We start from the raw sequence: 20434 nt of genomic DNA, 5'->3' as shown, positions 1-20434 counted from the left end.
CCGCTAAAGCGCGCGCGCGCGGGCCACGAAGGCGTGCGCCTCGGCCGGGGCCTGCCCGAGTTGCGCGTCTGGGCGGAACAGATCAGCGGGCAGATCAGGGTGTCGCGCGCGGGCGAGGGGTTCCAGGGGCTCGCCGGATTGCGCCGCTTGGCGGCAGAGCGCTTTGGTCTCTGCCTGCGCCTCCGGGCGGGGCATTTTGGTGGCCAAGGCAAAGCTCAATGCCTCCGCATGGATAAGGCCCAGCCCGCTCCTCAAGCCGCCCGCCATTTGCGCCGGGTTTGGTTGCAGCTTCTCTGTGATCTGTCTGGCGTGCTGCAGGGCGCTGGCACCGCTGAGCATGATCTGAGGCATCACCATCCATTCGGTGAACCACGCCGCCCCATCGCGTTGATGCTGATGCGCGGCGGCAGCCTGCAGCGCGGCCTGCAATCCGCCTATTTGATGCGAGAGGGCTACGAGCACCGAAGCGGCAACCGGGTTTTGTTTTTGCGGCATGGTGGAGGAGGCACCGGCATCCTGAAAGGTGACCTCGCGCAGTTCCGTGGCAGCAAGGGCAATCAGGCTTTGACCCATGGCGGCGAGTGTCGCGGTGATCTGGGCCATCCAGCCCGCGATGCGCAGGATAGGGCCACGATCCGTGTGCCAGCTGCGGCCCGGGTCCTTTAACGCCATCCCCTCGGCAATGGCCGCGCGCAAGGCGGGGGCCTTGTCCTCCAAGGCCGCCGCCGTGCCAGCGGCGCCCGACAGGGAGACCCACAGACTGTTTTCACGCAGGTCAGGCAATGCCTCCAGCGCATCCAGCAAGGGCATCCCCCATCCGGCCAGTACTGCGCCCCAGCTTGTCGGCGTCGCCTGTTGGCCATAGGTGCGCGCGGCCATTGGAAGCTCTGCATGTTGCTCTGCCTGATCCGCCAGGGCCTTTGTGATCTGGCGCAGGTCAGCCTCGGCCAAGGCAAGCGATTGGCGCAGGCGCAGCATCAGCCCGGTGTCGATGATATCCTGAGAGGTTGCCCCCCAGTGCAGGTATTGCGCATGTTCAGGCGCATTCATCTCTGCCCGGAAGGCGGCGACCATGCCCGGTACGCTGACCCCGTTCGTGCCGGTTGATTGCGCCAGGGCTCCCGGGTCGATCTGGATCTCCAAGGTGGCGCGATGGATCGCGGCGGCGCTGATTTCCGGGATGATGCCCAGAGTGCCCTGCGCCTTGGCCAGCGCCCCCTCGACCAGCAGCATGGCCCGCAGGGCGGCGCTATCGGAAAACAGACGGCCCGCCTCGCCGGTGGCGAAAAGACCTGCAAAAAGCGGGCTGTCAAAAACGCTTGCTGCCATGGATCAGGCGACCTTGGCGGTCCGAAGGTCAGACATGGCCCACCTCTTTGAGGAACCGTGTCAGATGTGCTGCGTATTCTTCGGGCTGTTCGACGCAGGGCAGATGGCCGGCCTTACGGATCACATGGCACTGGCTGCCGGGGATCAGGTCGGTGGTTTCGCGTACCAGATCGGGCGGGGTTGAGCCATCCTCCGATCCCGCGATGCCCAGCGTGGGCAGGCGCAGGCTGGCCGTGGTTGTGTAGAAATCCGTGCCGGAAATGGCGGCGGAACATCCCATGTAACCTTCGTCCTCCTGTCGCGTCAGCATGTTGCGCCACAGCTCCAGCTCCGGCGTCGCGCGGAAGCCTTCGGAGAACCAGCGCTCCATCACCGCATCGGCAAGGCTCTCGATCCCGCCCTGGCGGACACTCTCGATGCGCTCTGACCACATATCCGGCGTGCCGATCTTGGCGCCCGTGTTGGAAAGGACCATCGCGCGGATCATATCCAGCCGCTTCACGGCCAGCCCCTGCGCGATCATACCGCCGATGGAAAGCCCGACAAAGACGCAGTCACGCACCTGCAGGTGATCGAGCAATTGTTCGGTATCCGTGATCAGCGCCCCCATCGTGTAAGGGCTTGGCGGACAGCTGGAGAGCCCATGCCCGCGTTTGTCAAAACGGATGATCCGCAGGCCGTCTGGCAGGTAGGGCAGGACCAGATCCCAAAGCCGCAGATCGGTGCCAAGTGAATTGGCAAAGACCACGGGCGCACCCTCGGCCGGGCCATCGACCCGGTAGTGGAGCCTGACATCGCCAAGGTCGAGTATCTTCATGCTGCATCTCCCTGTCTGTCCTGTGCGTCGGCAAGGGTGAGCGCTTGCTGGAACACTTCCGGGTCCACGTTCCCGCCTGAGATTGTGACGATTACATCCTCACCTGAAATCCGGTCGCCGTGGAAAAGGGCAGCAGCCAGGGCCACGGCACCGCCGGGTTCGGCCACCACCTTGAGCCGGTTGAACGCGTGGGCAACGGCCAGCAGCGCCTGGTCTTCGGTCACGGCAAATCCCGGCCCGGCCAGCCGTTTCAGGATCGGGAAGGTCAGATTGCCCGGTTGCTGCGTGACAATCGCGTCGCAGAGGCTTCCGGAGAGCACCGTGTTGCGTTCGATCTTGCCGGACTGGAGCGAGCGGGCGACATCATCGAAGTCTTCGGGCTCCGCCGTACGCACCTTCAGCCCCGGCGCCTCCGCCTCAAGCGCCAGCGCGATGCCGGAGGAAAACCCACCGCCGCCGCAGCAGACAATAACGTCGGCTTCTGTCACACCAACCTCTGCCGCCTGCGCGGCGATCTCCAGACCGGTGGTGCCCTGGCCTGCGATGACCTGCGGCTCATCGTAGGGTTTGATCAGGGTAAGGCCCCGCTCGTCCACCAGCCTGGCCCCCACCGCGTCACGATCCTCGCCCGAGGCCCGGTCATAAAGCACCACCTCCGCCCCCAACCGGCGGGTGTTTTCAATCTTCACCCGGGGGGCGTCACGCGGCATGACAATGACGGCCTGCACCCCATGGGCCTGCGCCGCCAGCGCGACACCCTGCGCATGGTTGCCGCTGGAAAAGGCGACAACGCCGCGGGCACGCGTCTCCTCCGCAAGGGCGGAAACCGCAGACCAGGCCCCGCGAAACTTGAAACTGCCGGTGTGTTGCAGGCACTCCGCCTTGATCCAGACCCGGCGACCGGCAATCGCGTCCAGAAACGGCGAGGACAAGAGCGGTGTGCGCCGCGCGTGCCCTTCAAGCCGTCGGGCTGCTGCCCTGATCATGTCGATGTTCATCGCAGGCCCCTCATCTCAACGCATTGATCCAGGTTTGCAGCGCGGCCACGGACTCAGGCTCATCCAGAAACGGAATATGGCCGCGGCCCGCCACCGTGACACCAATCATATCGGGGCGGCGGCGCTGCATCTCTGCAAAGGTCTCATGGCTGAGCAGATCGGAGTTTTCGCCGCGAATGCAGGCCAGCGGGAGGTCTTCCATCGCATCGAAATAGGGCCAGAGATCGGGCGCCTCCTGTGCGCCCGCTGCGTCGAAGGCGTCGCGCAGGCGTGGATCATAGGTGATGCTCAGCCCATTGTCCGTCTGCCGAAAATGCTTGTGCGCCTCTTCGATCCAGCGCGATTGCGGCACATCCTTGAAGCCGGTGTAGGTGCTGCCCATGCCATGGGCCGCGTCCGCAAGGGTTTTCGCCGCCGGGGGACGCCCGAGATAGTTTGAGATGAACTCCAGCCCTTCCGGCTCAATAATCGGGCCGATGTCGTTCAGCGCCACGCCGGTCAGTCGGTCCTTTGCCCCCATGGCAAGGCCCATCGCATTAAGACCGCCGCGCGAGGTGCCGAGGATCGCAACCTTATCCAGCCCCAGATGGTCCAGCAGCTCGATCACGTCGCGGCATTCGACGGGTAACGCATAATTCTGCCAGGTCGTGTCCCAATCCGAACGACCACGTCCGCGATAGTCCATCTTGATCAGACGCACGCCGTTGAGATGCGGGGTGACATAGTCGAAATCCGCCGTCGTCCGGGTCAACCCGGCAAGGCAGAGTATCGGCGGGCCCGTACCCTCGTCGGTGTAGTAGAGCGATAGCTTGTCGGAAGTTCGGAAAAACGCCATCAGAGCCCCGCCAATGCCGGAATGCCGATGAGATCGGACAGGATGTGCGTTGGTGTCCATGGCAGACGATCCACCGGATCACCCGCACGGTTGACCCAGGCGGTGGTGAACCCGTAGCCGGTGGCACAGCCCGCGTCCCACCCGTTGGAGGAGACAAAGAGCACCTCTTCCTTGTCACAGCCGAACCGCTTGGCGACGAGGTCGTAGACCCGCGCGTCCGGCTTGAAGACCCCGACACTTTGTACCGAGAGCGTGTCATCCAGCACCGCACCGATGCCAGCGGAGGTGACCGCCCCGTTCAGCATATCAGGGGAGCCGTTTGACAAAATGGCTGTGGCCATATCGCCTGCTTTGAGCTGCTGCAGCATGTCCGGCACTTCCGGATAACTCTGCAATTCCCAATAGAGCGCCAGCAGCCGTTCGCGCAGGGCGGCATCGCCCGCCAGCCCGGTTTTCTCCAGCGCCCAATCAAGACCCTGCTGCGTGACTTCCCAGAAATCACAATGATCATCGGTGACCGCCCGCAGCCATGTGTACTGCAGCTGTTTCAGCCGCCAATGCTCCGCCAGCGCGGGCCAGGTGCTTTCCAGTTTGGAGAAATCCGGCTCGGACGCGGCCTGTCGTGCTGCCGCCGCAACATCGAACAAGGTGCCGTATGCGTCAAAGACACAGGTCGTAATCGACATGGGCGGACCCCTTCACAAATGCTCGCCGCCAGAGTGTCACGGCTCAGCTCAAGCGAAAAGGCCCAAATGCAGGGTTTTACACCTTTACTCATGCGGATCGGACAGGCAGGCTGAGCTCATCTCAGGAGAACCCGCGCAGATACGCGGCCTCGCACATCCTTTTCCAGATATGATCGGAGCATCAATGACCCAGGTGAAAACGGGCGACACGGTTGGCATTCACTACACAGGCACCCTGTTGGATGGCACAAAGTTCGACAGCTCCGAAGGGCGTGATCCGCTGGAATTCGAAGTGGGGTCCGGCCAGATCATTCCCGGGCTGGACGAGGCGTTGCCCGGCATGAGCGTGGGCGACAAGAAGACGGTGGAGGTACCCTGCGCCGAGGCCTATGGTCCGATCAATCCGCAAATGCGACAGGCAGTACCGCGCGAGGGCATTCCGGACGATGTTCCGCTCGATATTGGTATACAGCTGAACGTGCAGACACCCGAGGGGCAGGCGATGCAGGTGATGGTTGTCGCGGTGGACGAGGCAACGGTGACGATCGACGCCAATCACCCGCTGGCCGGTCAGGACCTCAAGTTCGATATCGAATTAATGTCGATTTCCTGAGGCGGCGGGTCAACCCTCTTCCCCGGTGGCCGGCTCGGGACGGTTCACCGGTGTTCGCGCGATCGGCAGACCGGCGATTTTTGCGTTCAGTTCAGTGGCTTTTTGTACAGCAGCCGCCTGTAACTCACGGGCTTCGTCCGTCGGGAATTCGCCTTCCATCATCGCGGAGATGAAGGGTTTGACTTCATCCAGCCCGCTTTGCAGCTTGGGTTGAAGCGCCGGGTCCGACCACAGAGCAGCGGAAAACACAGCTGCAGTAACAGGCATCAAGAGCCATGCATAAAGGCGCGCACGGCTCGACCGCCGGATATAGCGCGCCTGTCGCAGAGTTCGGGAATCGGCATAATTGTACATACCGTATTCGTAGAAGTTGAATATGGCATCAGTTTGGCTCAATCGCGGCGCGGATGCCGGTGGATTAGATGTTTTCGAATTGCGGCATGCCCAGCACGTGATATCCGCCATCCACCCGGATGATCTCTCCGGTGGTACAAGCCCCGGCGTCAGACGCCAGATAAACAGCCGTACCGCCCACCGCCTCCAGCGTGGCGTTCGAGCGCATTGGCGCGTTCTGGTCGGTGAACTTATAGGTCTTGCGCGCGCCGCCAATGGCGGCTCCGGCCAGCGTTTTCATCGGCCCCGGCGAGATCGCGTTCACGCGAATTCCTTCCGGACCGAGATCGTTTGCCAGATAGCGCGTGGCGCTCTCCAGCGCGGCCTTGGCAACACCCATCACGTTGTAATTCGGCACAACGGTGTTGCTGCCCTGATAGGTCAGGGTCATCAGCGTGCCCCCGTTTTCGACCATCAACGGGTGCGCGCGGCGGGCAACCTCGATCAGGGAGTAGGCGCTGATGTCCATCGTCTGTTTGAAGTTGGCGCGGGTGGTGTTGAGGAACCGGCCCGTCAGCTCGGTCTTGTCGGAAAAGGCGATGGCGTGCACCACGAAATCCAGCGTCGGCCAGCGTGCGCCCAGCTTTTCGAAGGCTGCATCCAGCGAAGCATCATCCGTGACATCGACATCCACCATGAAATCGGACCCGATGGAAGCCGCGAGAGGTGCCAGCCGTGACCCGAAGGCGTCGCCCTGATAGGTAAAGGCCAGCTCCGCTCCGGCCTCTGACATTGCCTTGGCAATGCCCCAGGCGATGGAGCGTTCATTCGCCACGCCCATGATCAGGCCGCGTTTTCCGTTCAATAGACCAGACATAATTGTACCTTACCCGAGATATTTGGACAGGATCATTGATCCGTTTGTGCCGCCGAACCCGAAAGAGTTTGTCATGACCGAATCGAGTCCGGCATTCTCCACCAGTTCTGTGGCGATCTCCGAGGGCTCAAAGGCGGGATCCAGCGTTTCGACGTTGATCGAAGGGGCGATGAAATCATCCTTGAGCATCAGCAGACAGTAAATGGCTTCCTGCGCGCCCGCTGCTCCCTGGCTGTGCCCCGTCATCGACTTTGTCGAGCTCACCGGCGGTTGGGCCAACCCGTCGAACGCGCGACGTACGGCTTCGATCTCGGGCTGATCCCCGGCAGGGGTACTGGTGCCATGGGCGTTGATGTAGCTCACGCTGCGCCCTTCGGGAAGTGTCTCGAGGGCCAGTTGCATGGCACGCCCGCCGCCCTCGCCTGAAGGGGCAACCATGTCGTGCCCGTCGGAGGTGGCGGCGTAGCCGGTAACCTCGGCATAGATATGGGCGCCGCGGGCCAGTGCGTGCTCCAGGTCTTCCAGCACGACTATGCCACCACCGCCAGAGATTACGAAACCATCGCGGTTCGCATCAAACGCACGCGACGCCTTGTCGGGGGTGTCATTGTACTTGCTGCTCATCGCGCCCATGGCGTCAAAGAGGCAGGACAGCGTCCAGTCGAGCTCTTCCCCGCCGCCCGCAAACATCACGTCCTGCTTGCCGAGCATGATCTGTTCAGCGGCGTTGCCGATGCAGTGCAAAGACGTCGAACAGGCCGAGGTGATCGAATAATTGATACCCTTGATCTTGTAGGCTGTGGATAAGTTGGCACTGACGGTCGAGGACATGCACTTGGGCACGGCGAAGGGACCGATGCGTTTCGTGGCACCTGTATCCTTGACGACCGTGTGGGCCGTGAGCATGGCGCTGGTCGAGGGACCGCCCGACCCGGCGACAAGGCCGGTGCGCGGATGGGAGACGACGTCCTCACCGAGACCCGCGTCCTGGATCGCCTGATCCATCGCGATATAGGCATAGGCCGCACCCGGCCCCATGAATCGCAATGTGCGTTTGTCGACATGCTCTGCCACGTCGAGCTTGAGCGTGCCCGCGACCCTGCTGCGGAACCCGTGTTCGGCCATCTCGTCACTGGCAACGATGCCGCTGGCGCCGGATTTCAGCGAGGCCATGACCTCTTCGGCGTTGTTTCCGATGGATGAGACGATCCCCAACCCTGTCACGACGACGCGGCGCATGGCGCTCTCCTTCCCTCTTGCAGATCGCTTTCGCGGGGTCAGTTTTCTGACAGCGCGACTTTCATATCGGTGACCTGATAGATGGTTTCCCCATCTGCTTCCACACGGCCATTGGCGACACCCATTGTCAAGCGTCTGGTCTGAATGGCTTTTGTGAAATCTACGTAATAGGTGATCATTTTTCGATCAGGGCGGACCATGCCGGTCAATTTGACCTCACCGACCCCAAGCGCATAGCCGCGCCCCTGCCAGCCGCGCCAGCCCAGATTGAACCCGGTCAGCTGCCACAGGCCGTCAAGGCCCAGACAGCCGGGCATGATCGGATTGCCGGGGAAATGGCAATCGAAAAACCACAGATCCGGCTGGATATCGAATTCGGCAACGACGTGTCCCTTGCCGTGCTCGCCTGCATCGCCGGAGATGTCGGTAATCCTGTCCATCATCAGCATCGGCGGTTCGGGAAGCTGTGCGTTGCCGGGGCCAAAAAGGTCTCCGCGTGCGCATTTAAGCAGGTCGTCCTTGGTGAAGCTGGTCGGGTATTGGGCCATTTTGGCGCGTCTCCTGCTCGGTATTCTTTTCGTCAATCCCGTCTAGCATCGGGTTTGCGGCCTCTGCAAGGGCGGGTGAGGACACCGCTTATCTGTCCGGTTTGATGGAGACTGCGTCAATTACGACGGACTAAATCCATTGAATCCAATTGAAAATGACTCGCATTGACCCTTATATGAAGGGAATGAGGCCACGAGAGGGTGCCATGACGCCTGCGCAACAGACAATCGGGACAAGCTGGCTGGCCAAAGCCGGGCTGCGGCCTACCCGCCAGCGGGTAGCCCTAGCGACGTTGCTGATTGGCGACGGCCAGCACCGCCATGTGACCGCAGAGAGCCTGTTTGATGCGGCCAAGGATCAGGGCGAGGCGGTCTCTCTTGCGACGGTCTACAATACGCTGCGCGCCTTTTGCGACGCAGGGTTGATGCAGGAAGTCACCGTCGATGGCTCCAAGAGCTATTTCGATACGAACACGCATGATCATCCGCATTTTTTCTGGGAAGATGAGGCCAAGCTGACTGATGCACCCTCAGAGCAATTGGTGATTGCACAGTTGCCCGACGCACCGGAAGGGGCGGAAATCGCTTCGGTGGATGTCGTGATCCGCCTGCGCCGGAAATCCTGATCCACTGGGGTGATCGTTCGCCAGATACAGCGCAGAAAAGACCCGCCGTGCCGCATCCTTTGATCACAAAAGAAGACATTGATACCTATACCCGCGATGGGGTGGTGTTGATCCGTGGGCTCTTTGCCGATCATGTCGAGGCGCTCCGCGCGGGGGTGGCGCAGAACATGGCGCATCCCGGGCCTTACGCCGCTGAGAATCTGCACAAACACGAGAGCGGTCGCTTTTTCGACGATTATTGCAATTGGAACCGGATTGACGCGTTCAGCGAGGTCATTCGCAGCTCTGCTGTTGCGGAGGTCGCCGCCGATCTGATGCAAAGCCGCCGGGTGCAGCTTTTCCACGATCATGTGCTTGTCAAAGAGCCAGGTACCTCGAAACCGACGCCCTGGCATCAGGACGCCCCTTATTACTTTGTGGAAGGGGAGCAGACGATCAGCTTCTGGTCACCGCTTGATCCGGTGAAGGAGGCGACGCTGCGTTGTGTTGCGGGGTCACATCGCTGGCCGAAACCGGTGCTGCCCACACGCTGGTTGGCCGAGACAGATTTCTACCCGGACAGCGAGGCTTACATCCCGGTTCCGGATCCGGATGCCGAAGGTATGGACATTCGGGAATTCCAGATGGCGCCGGGCGATGCGGTCGCGTTTCACTACCGCGTGTTGCACGGCGCGCGTGGCAACGATGCAAGTACCCGGCGGCGGGCGTTTTCTCTGCGTCTTCTCGGAGATGATGCGCGTTATGTGGCGCGTCCCGGTCCGACCTCGCCACCTTTTCCGGGCCATGACATGCAGCCGGGCCAGCGGTTGCGCGCGGATTGGTTCCCGGTGTTGCTGGACCGCGATGCAGCTGCCTGACGCAGTGTAGATTCAGTCGCTGTTCAGAACCACTGCCCGGGCTCCATCAACCCCAGATCAAGCAACTGTCGTGAATGCCACTCAAAAGGCGCCGAGTTGTGCCACTTGAACGTATGAATATCGTAGGTGCTGCCGGGATTGCTTTTCAACGCCTTGGCGGTGCGGAAAGAGCATACGGCGGCGGTAATGTTGTGATGCCACGGGCAGGCATAGGTGTTGTATTCCTCGTCTGAGAATGTGTGATCCTCCCGCAATTCCAGCCCCGGTTTCGCCCGGAAAAGGGCAATGCGGTCGATTTTGCGCCGTGTGTAGGGCACATGTTCTTCGAACCGCCATCGCAGCCCCCCGAAGAAATCCAACTGTCTTTCTTTCGGGTGATAATTTTTGGCGACATCCTTGCGTGCCAGCGCGTAGTAGCCCGAACGGTCCAGGTGTGCCCGGTCCAGTGAAACGGCATCGGGGTGTTCTGCCAGATCGTCCGAGTAAAGGTCGACGACATAGGTCAACATCGCGTCGCGCCGCTCTTCTGTGTGAAACGCCAGCATCTCGCCGACAGTCCGGGTCTCGCAGAAGGGAAAAAACAGGTATTCGGCATTGAAACAGTAATACATCCAGGCGCCGGGGGCTGCTGCGCCGATGCTGTTGACTGCATGTTCCACAGCGCGTTCAGCCGTTGCGTCATAGTCAATCCTGTGCACTGTTTCCTGCAGGTCTCCGGGCAGGTCAAATGCAGCAGGCATCAGGGCGATGACGGTGGTAAACCCCATCTGGTCGTGATGGCGCAACGTGGTCGCCACCTCCACATCATCTTCGACGAATATCATCGCAACCGGCCCTTTGCGCAGGGCGCTAGGGGGGGCGGTCAGAAAATCCTTGAGGCTCTCGTAGTGCATCGTCGCTCCGGGTGGCTGCATGAGACAGAATCAGTTAATTCTGCGTTCATTGCAAGCCGGTGCTGTGGCTGGTAAGCAGCGCGCCAACCCACAGTGATCCGGATTCCACGCATGACCGCGCCCAAAAAGCTCTTCGTTAAGACTTATGGCTGTCAGATGAATGTCTATGACAGCGAACGCATGGCCGAGGCGCTGGGCGAACAGGGATACCAACCGACCGACAGCGCGGAAGAGGCGGATATGATCCTGCTGAACACCTGTCATATTCGGGAAAAAGCGGCTGAAAAAGTCTATTCCGAGCTTGGGCGCTTGAAAGGTTTGAAGGCGAGCAACCCGGAGCTGAAGATCGGCGTCACCGGGTGCGTGGCGCAGGCCGAGGGCGAAGAGATCATGCGTCGCCAGCCCGCCGTCGATCTGGTGGTGGGCCCGCAGTCCTATCACCGCCTGCCTCAGATGGAGGCACGGGTGCGGGAGGGCCGCAAAGCGCTCGATACGGATTTCCCCGAAGAGGATAAGTTCGAACGGCTGAAACGGCGCCCCAAGGCGGCGCGTGCGCCGTCGGCGTTTTTGACTGTGCAGGAAGGCTGCGACAAGTTCTGCGCTTTCTGTGTGGTGCCTTATACACGCGGTGCGGAAACCAGCCGCCCGGTGGCCCGCATTCTCGAAGAAGCGCAGGATTTGGTGGAGCGCGGTGTGCGCGAAGTCACCCTGCTTGGGCAGAATGTGAATGCCTATCACGGGATGGGCGCGGATGGGCGAGAGCAAAGCCTAGCCGGTCTGATTTGGGCGCTTAACGACATCGACGGGTTGGAGCGCATAAGGTTCACCACCTCGCATCCCAATGATATGACCGACGATCTGATCGAGGCACATGGGTCTTGCAAGAAGCTGATGCCCTATCTGCATCTGCCTGTGCAGTCGGGGTCAGACAAAATCCTCAAACGCATGAACCGCAGCCACACTGCGGAAAGCTATCTGCGCGTGATCGAACGTATTCGGGCAGCGCGTCCGGATATCCTGATGTCGGGTGACTTCATCGTTGGCTTCCCGGAAGAAACGGAGGAAGATTTTCAGGCGACGCTCGATCTGATCGAAGAGGTGAAATACGGTTACGCCTATTCCTTCAAGTATTCTACGCGCCCTGGCACACCTGCGGCGGAACGCGCACAGGTGGACGCGGAGGTGGCGGATGAGAGACTGCAGCGCATTCAGGCCCTGATCACCCGTCAGCAGCAAGAGATCCAGAATGCGATGGTCGGCCGTCACGTGCAGGTCCTGGTCGAGAAACCGGGTCGCGAAGACGGCCAGATGGTGGGGAAGTCTGAATACCTGCACGCGGTGCATATTGAGAATTCTGATGCCGCCGTCGGAGACGTTGTGCCCGTTAGAATCACCGAGGCGAAACGAAACTCTTTGGCAGCAATAAGGCAGAATTAAGGGTTAACCTTTCACGAATTGGCCCGAATGTGGCATTTTTAGGCGCGGTGTTGCTTGAGCGGATACAATGCCGACGGTGTCTTGCCACAGTATCTGTTAGAATTTACACAAACTGTCAGTGTGTTTTCGTTCCTCGCACTTTTTAAGCCGGGGTTTGGGTGTGTGATCAGTAAAGGAAGAGACCGTGAATTTCACTTTTTCGGATGCCGGGCGTGGTCTGGCCGGTTTGGTCTTGGGTGCGGTTGTCGCAGTACAAGGCGGCGTCGCAATGGCACAGACCCCCTCTCAGGGTGGTTTGGACAGGGGACAGTACATTCCCAGCATCTGGGTTGATCCCGACGGCTGTGAACACTGGGTAATGGATGACGGCGCGGAAGGGTTCATGACCCCGCATGTGAGCCGCGAAGGCATTCCGGTTTGCCGCGCGGCGGATGTCTGTGCCGTGATGAACTCGGACCAATTCTTTGCCACCGACAGTTTCCGGGTCAGTCAATCCGGTCGCGCGAGCCTGGGAGAGTTTTTCCGCACCTCGAATGCAAGCGCGTTCATCATAACAGGTCACACGGACAGTAACGCTTCTGACGCGTACAACATGCAGTTGTCGATCAATCGGGCCAATGCGGTTGCAAGTATTGCGCGCGCGCAGGGGGCCGTTGTCTCAGATGTACGTGGTCTGGGCGAACGCCAACCTGCAGCATCGAATGCGACTGCCGAAGGGCGCGCGCAGAATCGTCGCGTTGAAATTATCTGTATTCAGTAACGAGGGCCGGCACATGACACGATTTAATAATTCTCTGCTGGTCTTGGCCGCGCTTGCGGTGGCCGGATGCGGTGAGTTGGGTTCTGACAAAGCCTTTGACCGCGGGCCCGACTCCAAGGACTTGCTGGATCTGCAGGCAGGTATCTGGGTCGATCCCAATGGCTGTGATCACTGGATCATCGACGACGGGATCGAAGGGTATCTCTCTGCCCGGCTTGATCGCAACACCGGCAAACCCGTGTGTTCCGGCGTTGCAGCACCAACCCAGACGGTGGGTGATTTCAAACGCGGTGGCACCGAGATCATCGGCGACCCGTTCTAAGACCGGATCGGTTTTGACATTTCGGGCATGGGCGGCACTTTCCCGCCCATGTCCTTTTTTGTTTCAAACATGTGAATTCCATGCAGTTGCGCTTGCACCTGCCGCGCGGAATTGGCACCGTCAGGCATAGTTTAATCCTGAGGAACAGCGATTGGCCGTCAGCGACCAGAGCCCGACAGACACAACAACCGCAGCGCCCGGTGGCACGGTTGAATTCCCGGACAACAGACTTCTGATCGATCTATGTGGTGCCTATGACGCCAACCTGGCGTTGATCGAAAAGGCGCTCGGGGTTCAGATCGTGCGTCGGGGCAATCAACTGGCCGTCGTGGGGGACACGGACGCCCAAACCGATGCGATGCGGGTTTTGCATGCGCTCTATGCCCGCTTGGAAAGCGGGCGCGCGGTGGAGCCGGGCGATGTGGACCGCGAATTGCGCATGGGGCCTTTTGAGGAGGCAACCGGCGTTCAGGACGGCGACCAGATGGAAATGCCCATCGGCAGCCGTGTCGAAATCCAGACCCGCAAGAAGCGTGTGGAGCCGCGCACGGATGCGCAAAAGGCATATGTCCAATCGCTGTTTGACAATGAGCTGGCCTTTGGCATTGGCCCGGCGGGCACTGGCAAGACCTATTTGGCGGTGGCAGTTGGCGTGTCGATGTTCCTCACCGGCCATGTGGACAAGATCATCCTGTCCCGTCCAGCCGTGGAAGCGGGCGAGCGGCTGGGCTTTCTGCCCGGTGATATGAAAGACAAGGTCGATCCTTATATGCAGCCGCTCTACGACGCCCTGGGGGATTTTCTGCCGGGCAAGCAGTTGGCCAAGCTGATCGAGGAAAAGCAGATCGAGATCGCACCGCTGGCCTTTATGCGAGGGCGCACGCTCAGCAACGCCTTTGTCGTGCTGGACGAGGCGCAGAATGCGACGTCGATGCAGATGAAGATGTTCCTGACCCGCCTCGGCGAAGGCTCCCGCATGGTGATCACCGGTGACCGGACCCAGATCGATCTGCCGCGCGGCGTGTCGTCCGGTCTGGCAGATGCGGAACGGCTGCTGAAAACCATTCCCAAGATCAGCTTTAACTATTTTACCTCCAAGGACGTGGTGCGCCACCCGCTGGTCGCCGCCATCATCGAAGCCTACGAGGCGGAAACGCCGCCCGCGTGATGGCCGGGGTTTTCGAAGTCTGGTCTGGAATAGCGCTGATCCGATGATCGACATTCTGATCGACGATTCCCAATGGCAAGAGGTTCCGCTGGCGGCACTGGCCGAGCGTGCGATGACCGAAACACTCCACCAGTTGGGTGTGCCGCCGGAATCCGTGAGCGTTTCGCTTTTGGCCTGCAATGATGCGCGCATCGCTGAGCTGAATGGTGCATTCCGTGACAAGCCGGGTCCCACCAACGTGCTCAGCTGGCCTACCGAAGATCTTTCCGCCGAGGTCGCCGGCAAATCCCCGCTGATGCCCACACCCGATTTTGACGGCTCTCTGGCGCTTGGCGACGTCGCGATTGCCTATGAAACCTGCGCCCGTGAGGCCCGCGAATTCGGTAAATCACTGGACGATCACGTCACCCATCTGCTCGTTCATGGAATTTTGCATCTTTTCGGTTATGACCACATCCGTGACCCGGATGCTACGCTGATGCAGGGGTTGGAAACCGAAATACTTGGCAAACTGGGTCTGGATGACCCATATAGGAGCTGATCGGTCTACGTGCCGAGCCATTCTAGAACAGGACCCAATGGGCGACAACGACGGACAATCTGACGCAGCGCAACGCGCGCATGTCGATACAGACACCTCTCCAGAACCGGAACCTTCCAGGCAAGGCGGCTTTTTCAGCCGCGTGATCGAAGCACTGAGCCCCGCGGAGAACGCGGAAGCGGCTCCCATGCCGCCAGCACTTCAGATGCGCCCGCAAACCCACGGTATGATGAACCTGCGGCGCATGCGGGTGGAGGACGTTTCCGTCCCCAAAGCGGAGATCACCGCGATCCCGACAACGGCCACGCTGGACGAGGTGGTGGCGATTTTCAAAGACAGCGGGTTGACCCGTCTGCCCGCTTTCGAGGGCACGCTGGATACGCCCATCGGCCTTTTGCACCTCAAGGATCTCGCGCTGACACACGGCTTCAACGGGGACAGCCACGATTTCGACCTGCGCGCCATGTTGCGCCCGTTGCTCTTTGTGCCGCCCTCCATGACGATCGGTGTGCTGCTGACAAAGATGCAGGCGGAGCGGCGCCATATGGCGCTGGTGATCGATGAATATGGCGGTGTCGACGGGCTGGTGACCATTGAGGATTTGATCGAACAGGTGATCGGCGAAATCGAAGACGAGCACGATGTCGACGAGGGTCTTTATTGGACCAAGGAAAAACCCGGGTGCTACCTGGCCCTGGCCAAAACACCGCTTGAGGATTTCGAGGCGGAGATCGGGCAATCGCTGACTGATCACGATGAGGTCGACGAGGAAGAGATCGATACGCTGGGCGGGCTGGTCTTCATGTTGTCGGGCCGGGTTCCCGCGCGGGGCGAGGTTGTCATCCACCCCGATGGACCTGAATTCGAGGTGATCGATGCCGATCCGCGTCGCATCAAGCGCCTGCGGGTGCGCGCAGATACGCGTGGCCACTGATGGCAAGAGCTGGCTCCCGAGCCAGTAAACCATGGGGATGGTACGCGCGGTTGCCGCGCTGGGGCCGCGCCGCGATCGCGGCATTTGTCGGGGCTTTGGGGCCGCTGGGGCAGGCCCCATACGATCAGCCGCTGGTCATGCTACTGGTCTTCTCACTGGCCTTTTTGATGTTGCGACGGCAAAAGCATGCGCGCGACGCGGCTCTCGTTGGGTGGTGCTTTGGGATTGGTTATTTCAGCGTTGCGCTGATCTGGATTCTGCAACCGTTTCAGATTGACCCTGACAAACACGCATGGATGGCGCCTTTTGCCCTGCTCTTCATGAGCACGGGGCTTGCGCTCTTTTGGGCGGCGGCGTTTTGGGTGGCCCGCCTTTTGTCCAATCGCACATGGCCCCTGATCCTCACGTGGACGGCTACGGAAGTGTTGCGCGCCTACGCGCTGACGGGGTTTCCCTGGGCCAGCCCGGCGCAGGCCCTGGTGAATGGGGCCGCCGGGCAAGGTCTGGCCTGGGTTGGTCCGCATGGAGTCACACTCTGGTTGATGTCACTGGCATGGGCCCTGTCCTTTCCCGCCATCTATCGCCGCCGCCACGTCATGCGTTTGGGGCAAGCCGCACTTTTGGGAAGCGCTGCAGCCCTGTTCTATCTGCCTCCCTCCGCGCAAGAGACGCCACTGACCCCCCATTGGGTCCGGTTGGTGCAGCCCAATGCGGAACAGCATCTCAAATGGCATCCTGAGCATGCCCGCGGCTTTTTTGACCGTCAGCTGGCGCTCACCGCTGCGCCACCAGAAACGGGCGCGGCGCAGCCTGATCTCACAATCTGGCCCGAAACGGCAATTCCCTGGGTGTATCCTGACGCCGGAGGCGCGCTTGAGATGATTTCTGCTGCCGCGCGAGGAACACCAGTTGCACTCGGCATGCTGCGGCAGCCGGGCGATGATCTGTTCAACAGCATGGTTGTTCTGGATACTGCGGGACAAGCCGCCCAAATCTATGACAAGCATCACCTTGTGCCTTTTGGTGAATACATCCCGCTGGCCAGTTTCGCCGAACGGTTTGGACTGACCGGGATGGCGCAGGTCTCGGCCACAGGATTTGCGCGCGGGCCCGGTGCAAGGACACTGGACTTTGGCGCGCTCGGGCGCGGTCTGCCATTGATCTGCTATGAGGCTGTTTTTGCACATGACGTGAACGCAACTCCCGACCGCCCCGATTTCATCGTGCAGATTACCAATGATGCATGGTTTGGCCGGGATGTCGGACCGCAACAGCATCTCGCACAGGCGCGGATGCGTGCGATTGAACAGGGCGTGCCGCTGATGCGGGCGGCCAATACCGGCATTTCGGCCATGATCGACCCTCGTGGTCGTGTGCTGACCAGCCTGCCGATGGGCGTGTCGGGCTTTCTGGATGCGCAACTTCCTGAACCACTGGAGCCCACCCTTTACAGCCGCACGGGCGACGGCCCCCTCGTTCTTCTGTTGCTCATTGGACTCGTCGGCGCCGCTATCCGTCGTGCCGCGTCGAAATAGCAATTGACGGTGCTTATCAGGGCACGTAAGCACGCGCGACCCATGCCACAACGGCTTCCTGACGTGGCGTGATTTTTTCATTGGAGCACTGCATGTCCCGTAAAAACTATGTTTTCACCTCGGAGTCCGTTTCCGAGGGACACCCCGATAAAGTCTGTGACCGGATTTCCGATGCCGTTCTGGACGCATTCCTGGCGGCAGAGCCGGAAGCGCGCGTTGCAGCCGAGACATTCGCCACCACCAACCGCGTTGTAATCGGCGGCGAGGTTGGGCTGTCCGACAAGGACGCGTTGAAAGACTACATGGGGCGGATCGAAGAGATCGCGCGCGCGTGCATCAAGGATATCGGATACGAGCAGGACAAGTTTCACCACGCTACCTGCGAAGTGACCAATCTGCTGCATGAGCAGTCTGCCCATATCGCTCAGGGCGTGGATGCCAGCGGCAACAAGGATGAGGGAGCGGGTGACCAGGGCATTATGTTCGGTTTCGCCACCAATGAGACGCCGGAATTGATGCCCGCGCCGATTCACTACGCCCACGCGGTTTTGCGCCGCCTGGCCGAAGTCCGCAAGGACGGTACCGAACCGACCCTTCGGCCGGATGCCAAAAGCCAGCTGTCGGTGCGGTATGAAGATGGTCGCCCTGTCGGCGTCACCTCAATCGTGCTGTCCACGCAGCACGCGGAGGAGAGCCAGACCTCCGAGGATATTCGGGCCATTGTTGAACCCTACATTCGCGAGGTGTTGCCGCAGGGCTGGATCACGGACGCGACCGAATGGTGGGTGAACCCCACGGGCACATTCGTGATTGGCGGCCCGGACGGGGACGCGGGCCTGACGGGCCGGAAGATCATCGTGGACACCTATGGCGGCGCAGCGCCGCATGGCGGCGGTGCGTTTTCCGGGAAGGACCCGACCAAGGTGGATCGCTCGGCGGCCTATGTCGCGCGTTATCTTGCGAAGAACGTTGTCGCGTCGGGTATGGCAGACAAATGCACAATCCAGCTCAGCTATGCGATTGGGGTCAGCAAACCACTCTCGATCTACTGCGACACCTTTGGCACCGGGCAAGTGGATGATGCAGCGATTGAAAGTGCGATCGGCCAGACTATCGATCTGACACCACGGGGTATTCGTGAGCATCTGCATCTGAACCGTCCGATCTATGCGCGCACCGCGGCCTATGGCCACTTTGGACGTGCGCCGGATCCGGATGGTGGGTTCAGTTGGGAGAAGACCGATCTGGTCGAAGCTCTGAAAGCGGCTGTCTAAAGGGCGCAGCTTTACCGGCGACAGGCGTGCGTGTTTCCTCAGGCGGCAAGCGCCTGTGGTCCCTTCGGTTGTGCCGGGGTCGCTTTTCTGATGCTCAGTGCTTCCCAAACAGGCTTGGACGGGGTTTTCTCCCTGTCATGCTGGTTCCCGCGACACCGGCCTTTTGCGCAGCTTTGATACGTCGCGGCTGTGTCGCTGACGCGCCGCTCTCTGGCACCGCCTGATTTGCAAACTCATTAACGATCACAGGAGGTTGCGCCGCGCTTGCCGTCGCAGAGCCAGACAGAGGTGCCCCTGACAGGTCAGTGCCCTGATATTGCTCAAGATCGTCGAGGAACTCCCACAATCGCATGCAGGAGTTTTCGATCCGGCCAAACCGCTCGCTTGTCTGATCTTCACTGAGATTGGGGGCTTCGCGCAGGTCACGCAACTGACGCATCAGCCGGCTCAGGACTGGTTTGATTTCATTTGCGCATTCGGTTGAAAACCGTTCCAGCATCGCTTCTATTTGCTGACGTCTTACGTCTTGCGTTTCCATGCCTATGGAGAGCGAAGATTTCTGCAGTGCGTTGATCGTGGCTCTCTTGAAGGACGCAGGAGACAGATCATCCTTGGTGATGTAGTCGCTGCATCCGCGTTTAAGCGCTTCGATCGCAACCTCGCTTTGGCCATCGCCTGCAACCATGATTGTTGCAGCTTGCCTGTTTTTGGGATCAACGCGTATGGCATCCAGGGCCATCAGGCCGTTCCCGTCCGGCAGATTGTAGTCAATGAGGATCAGGTCGAATTTATCTCGCTGGAGCATTGTGCCCATGCTCTCCAGCCTGTCAGCCTCCACAACATGGGTTTCGAATTCCAGCCCGTTGATCAGTCGTTTGAGCCGGGCGCGGTCAAATCGTTGGTCATCTACCACCAGAATACTGGCAAGCTTGGGAAGCTCTGCAGTTTCAGGACGCACTTTGGCGTGAATTCTTCCAATCTCGGCCACGGGCACATCTCCTTTTAGGCAGAGGATTTGTAGGCGACCTGTCTTAATTCTTGATGAAACCCGACAAGTGCCCGGTCAGAGCGTTGCAGCAGAGCTCGGTCCGGGGTAGAGGCCGCGCATGACGCACGAAAACAGACCCCGCAGAAACTTTTATGGCCGCCTCAAGGGGAAATCCCTAAAGCAGTCGCAAAAGGGGTATCTGGACGAGGATCTCGACGCCTTGTCACCCGGTGCGGTGAGTTGGGAGGACAATCCGGATCGGACGCCGATTGATCTGCAGCAGCTTTTTGACGGCAAGCCGGTCTGGCTGGAGATTGGGTTTGGCGGGGGTGAGCATATGGTGCACCAGGCAGCACAAAACCCGCAGGTCGGGCTGATCGGCGCGGAACCCTACATCAACGGCGTCGCCATGCTCCTGGGTAAAATTAGGCGGGCAGGCGTGTCGAACCTTGCTGTGCACCCCGGAGACGTGCGCGACCTTTTCGACGTCCTGCCGGATCAGTCCATCGAGCGCGCCTTCTTGCTCTATCCCGATCCCTGGCCCAAGAACCGGCACCATCGCCGCCGTTTCGTCACGCCGGAGCATTTGGAGCCATTGGCGCGGGTGCTGAAGCCCGGATCAATTTTCCGCGTTGCAACGGACATTGAGGACTACGTGCGCCAGACCTTGGAAGAGGTGCCGCGTCACGGCTTTGACTGGCTGGCCGAAAGACCGCAGGACTGGCAGCAGCCCTGGGGGGATTGGCTGTCGACGCGCTATGAACAGAAAGCCCTGCGCGAAGGCCGTACGCCGCACTACCTGACTTTCCGCAAGCGCTAACAGT

The 20434-nt window shown here is 60.5% G+C and carries 23 protein-coding genes and 1 riboswitch; of the genes, 12 read left to right on the top strand and 11 right to left on the bottom strand.

The genetic code is table 11. The features are described 5' to 3' along the window. Window positions 1–3: 3 nt before the first annotated feature. The 5 genes from Q1A07_RS03575 to Q1A07_RS03555 are packed head-to-tail and all read right to left on the bottom strand — an operon-like array spanning window position 4 to window position 4665. A complete protein-coding gene (locus Q1A07_RS03575) occupies window positions 4–1329 on the bottom strand; it encodes a lyase family protein (RefSeq protein WP_299777889.1) in 1326 nt (441 codons plus the stop codon). Window positions 1330–1357: 28 nt separating this feature from the next. After that, the gene (gene pcaD / locus Q1A07_RS03570) at window positions 1358–2146 is read right to left on the bottom strand and encodes a 3-oxoadipate enol-lactonase (protein WP_299777887.1); all 789 of its coding nucleotides are present in this window, start codon (window positions 2144–2146) and stop codon (window positions 1358–1360) included. Next, entirely contained in the window at window positions 2143–3144 is a 1002-nt protein-coding gene (locus tag Q1A07_RS03565; protein ID WP_299777885.1) for a threonine/serine dehydratase, read from the bottom strand. The genes pcaD and Q1A07_RS03565 overlap by 4 nt, the downstream gene beginning before the upstream one ends. Window positions 3145–3154: 10 nt before the next feature. Further along, entirely contained in the window at window positions 3155–3979 is an 825-nt protein-coding gene (locus tag Q1A07_RS03560; protein ID WP_299779143.1) for an alpha/beta hydrolase, read from the bottom strand. After that, window positions 3979–4665: a haloacid dehalogenase type II gene (locus Q1A07_RS03555; protein WP_299777884.1), complete on the bottom strand. Its 687-nt coding sequence runs from the start codon at window positions 4663–4665 to the stop codon at window positions 3979–3981. The genes Q1A07_RS03560 and Q1A07_RS03555 overlap by 1 nt, the downstream gene beginning before the upstream one ends. A 184-nt stretch (window positions 4666–4849) precedes the next feature. Between Q1A07_RS03555 and Q1A07_RS03550 the strand changes: the two genes are divergently transcribed. Next, window positions 4850–5278 carry a peptidylprolyl isomerase gene (locus Q1A07_RS03550; RefSeq protein ID WP_299777882.1) on the top strand — a complete coding sequence of 143 codons (429 nt, stop codon included), beginning with the start codon at window positions 4850–4852 and terminating at the stop codon, window positions 5276–5278. Between the two features lie 9 nt (window positions 5279–5287). Here the strand turns inward: Q1A07_RS03550 and Q1A07_RS03545 are convergent, their stop codons facing one another. The 4 genes from Q1A07_RS03545 to fabA are packed head-to-tail and all read right to left on the bottom strand — an operon-like array spanning window position 5288 to window position 8275. Beyond that, window positions 5288–5674, bottom strand: coding sequence for a hypothetical protein (locus tag Q1A07_RS03545; RefSeq protein WP_299777880.1), 387 nt, complete (start codon window positions 5672–5674; stop codon window positions 5288–5290). Between the two features lie 22 nt (window positions 5675–5696). Then, window positions 5697–6488: an enoyl-ACP reductase gene (locus tag Q1A07_RS03540; RefSeq protein ID WP_299777878.1), complete on the bottom strand. Its 792-nt coding sequence runs from the start codon at window positions 6486–6488 to the stop codon at window positions 5697–5699. Between the two features lie 9 nt (window positions 6489–6497). Beyond that, complete coding sequence (fabB, locus tag Q1A07_RS03535; RefSeq protein ID WP_299777876.1) at window positions 6498–7727, bottom strand: beta-ketoacyl-ACP synthase I; 1230 nt, start codon at window positions 7725–7727, stop codon at window positions 6498–6500. A gap of 38 nt (window positions 7728–7765) precedes the next feature. Continuing rightward, the gene (fabA, locus tag Q1A07_RS03530) at window positions 7766–8275 is read right to left on the bottom strand and encodes a bifunctional 3-hydroxydecanoyl-ACP dehydratase/trans-2-decenoyl-ACP isomerase (RefSeq protein WP_299777874.1); all 510 of its coding nucleotides are present in this window, start codon (window positions 8273–8275) and stop codon (window positions 7766–7768) included. Window positions 8276–8481: 206 nt separating this feature from the next. Here fabA and irr point away from each other — a divergent pair, with 206 nt between their 5' ends. Both irr and Q1A07_RS03520 read left to right on the top strand, forming a co-directional pair. Then, window positions 8482–8901 carry a Fur family transcriptional regulator Irr gene (gene irr / locus Q1A07_RS03525; protein ID WP_299779141.1) on the top strand — a complete coding sequence of 140 codons (420 nt, stop codon included), beginning with the start codon at window positions 8482–8484 and terminating at the stop codon, window positions 8899–8901. Between the two features lie 47 nt (window positions 8902–8948). Further along, window positions 8949–9758, top strand: a complete 810-nt coding sequence (locus Q1A07_RS03520) for a phytanoyl-CoA dioxygenase family protein (RefSeq protein ID WP_299777872.1) — start codon at window positions 8949–8951, stop codon at window positions 9756–9758. Between the two features lie 23 nt (window positions 9759–9781). On the opposite strand, the gene Q1A07_RS03515 is transcribed toward Q1A07_RS03520, so the two are convergent. After that, window positions 9782–10651, bottom strand: a complete 870-nt coding sequence (locus tag Q1A07_RS03515; RefSeq protein WP_299779139.1) for a hypothetical protein — start codon at window positions 10649–10651, stop codon at window positions 9782–9784. Between the two features lie 111 nt (window positions 10652–10762). On the opposite strand from Q1A07_RS03515, the gene miaB reads away from it, so the two are divergent. The 8 genes from miaB to metK all read left to right on the top strand — a co-directional run bounded on the left by miaB (window position 10763) and on the right by metK (window position 18622). Further along, window positions 10763–12088 carry a tRNA (N6-isopentenyl adenosine(37)-C2)-methylthiotransferase MiaB gene (gene miaB, locus Q1A07_RS03510; RefSeq protein ID WP_299777870.1) on the top strand — a complete coding sequence of 442 codons (1326 nt, stop codon included), beginning with the start codon at window positions 10763–10765 and terminating at the stop codon, window positions 12086–12088. 268 nt (window positions 12089–12356) lie between these two features. After that, a complete protein-coding gene (locus Q1A07_RS03505) occupies window positions 12357–12848 on the top strand; it encodes an OmpA family protein (RefSeq protein ID WP_299779137.1) in 492 nt (163 codons plus the stop codon). Window positions 12849–12861: 13 nt separating this feature from the next. Further along, window positions 12862–13170, top strand: coding sequence for a hypothetical protein (locus Q1A07_RS03500; protein ID WP_299777868.1), 309 nt, complete (start codon window positions 12862–12864; stop codon window positions 13168–13170). 151 nt (window positions 13171–13321) lie between these two features. Next, complete coding sequence (locus Q1A07_RS03495; RefSeq protein WP_299777867.1) at window positions 13322–14338, top strand: PhoH family protein; 1017 nt, start codon at window positions 13322–13324, stop codon at window positions 14336–14338. 43 nt (window positions 14339–14381) lie between these two features. After that, complete coding sequence (gene ybeY / locus Q1A07_RS03490; protein ID WP_299777865.1) at window positions 14382–14879, top strand: rRNA maturation RNase YbeY; 498 nt, start codon at window positions 14382–14384, stop codon at window positions 14877–14879. A 37-nt stretch (window positions 14880–14916) separates the two neighbouring features. Next, on the top strand, window positions 14917–15813 hold the full coding sequence (locus Q1A07_RS03485; protein WP_299777863.1) for a hemolysin family protein: 897 nt from the start codon (window positions 14917–14919) through the stop codon (window positions 15811–15813). Then, on the top strand, window positions 15813–17348 hold the full coding sequence (lnt, locus tag Q1A07_RS03480) for an apolipoprotein N-acyltransferase (protein WP_299777861.1): 1536 nt from the start codon (window positions 15813–15815) through the stop codon (window positions 17346–17348). Before Q1A07_RS03485 ends, lnt begins: the two co-directional genes overlap by 1 nt. A gap of 39 nt (window positions 17349–17387) precedes the next feature. Further along, a riboswitch (SAM-SAH riboswitch) is annotated at window positions 17388–17436 on the top strand. A gap of 4 nt (window positions 17437–17440) precedes the next feature. Then, on the top strand, window positions 17441–18622 hold the full coding sequence (gene metK, locus Q1A07_RS03475) for a methionine adenosyltransferase (protein ID WP_299777859.1): 1182 nt from the start codon (window positions 17441–17443) through the stop codon (window positions 18620–18622). 94 nt (window positions 18623–18716) lie between these two features. Here the strand turns inward: metK and Q1A07_RS03470 are convergent, their stop codons facing one another. Next, entirely contained in the window at window positions 18717–19610 is an 894-nt protein-coding gene (locus tag Q1A07_RS03470) for a PleD family two-component system response regulator (protein ID WP_299777857.1), read from the bottom strand. A gap of 118 nt (window positions 19611–19728) precedes the next feature. Between Q1A07_RS03470 and trmB the strand changes: the two genes are divergently transcribed. Further along, complete coding sequence (gene trmB / locus Q1A07_RS03465; protein WP_299777855.1) at window positions 19729–20430, top strand: tRNA (guanosine(46)-N7)-methyltransferase TrmB; 702 nt, start codon at window positions 19729–19731, stop codon at window positions 20428–20430. The last annotated feature ends 4 nt before the right edge of the window (window positions 20431–20434 follow it).

The sequence above is a fragment of the uncultured Roseobacter sp. genome (assembly GCF_947492555.1).
Lineage (GTDB): Bacteria > Pseudomonadota > Alphaproteobacteria > Rhodobacterales > Rhodobacteraceae > Roseobacter.
This window is presented reverse-complemented; position numbering and strand designations above follow the sequence as displayed.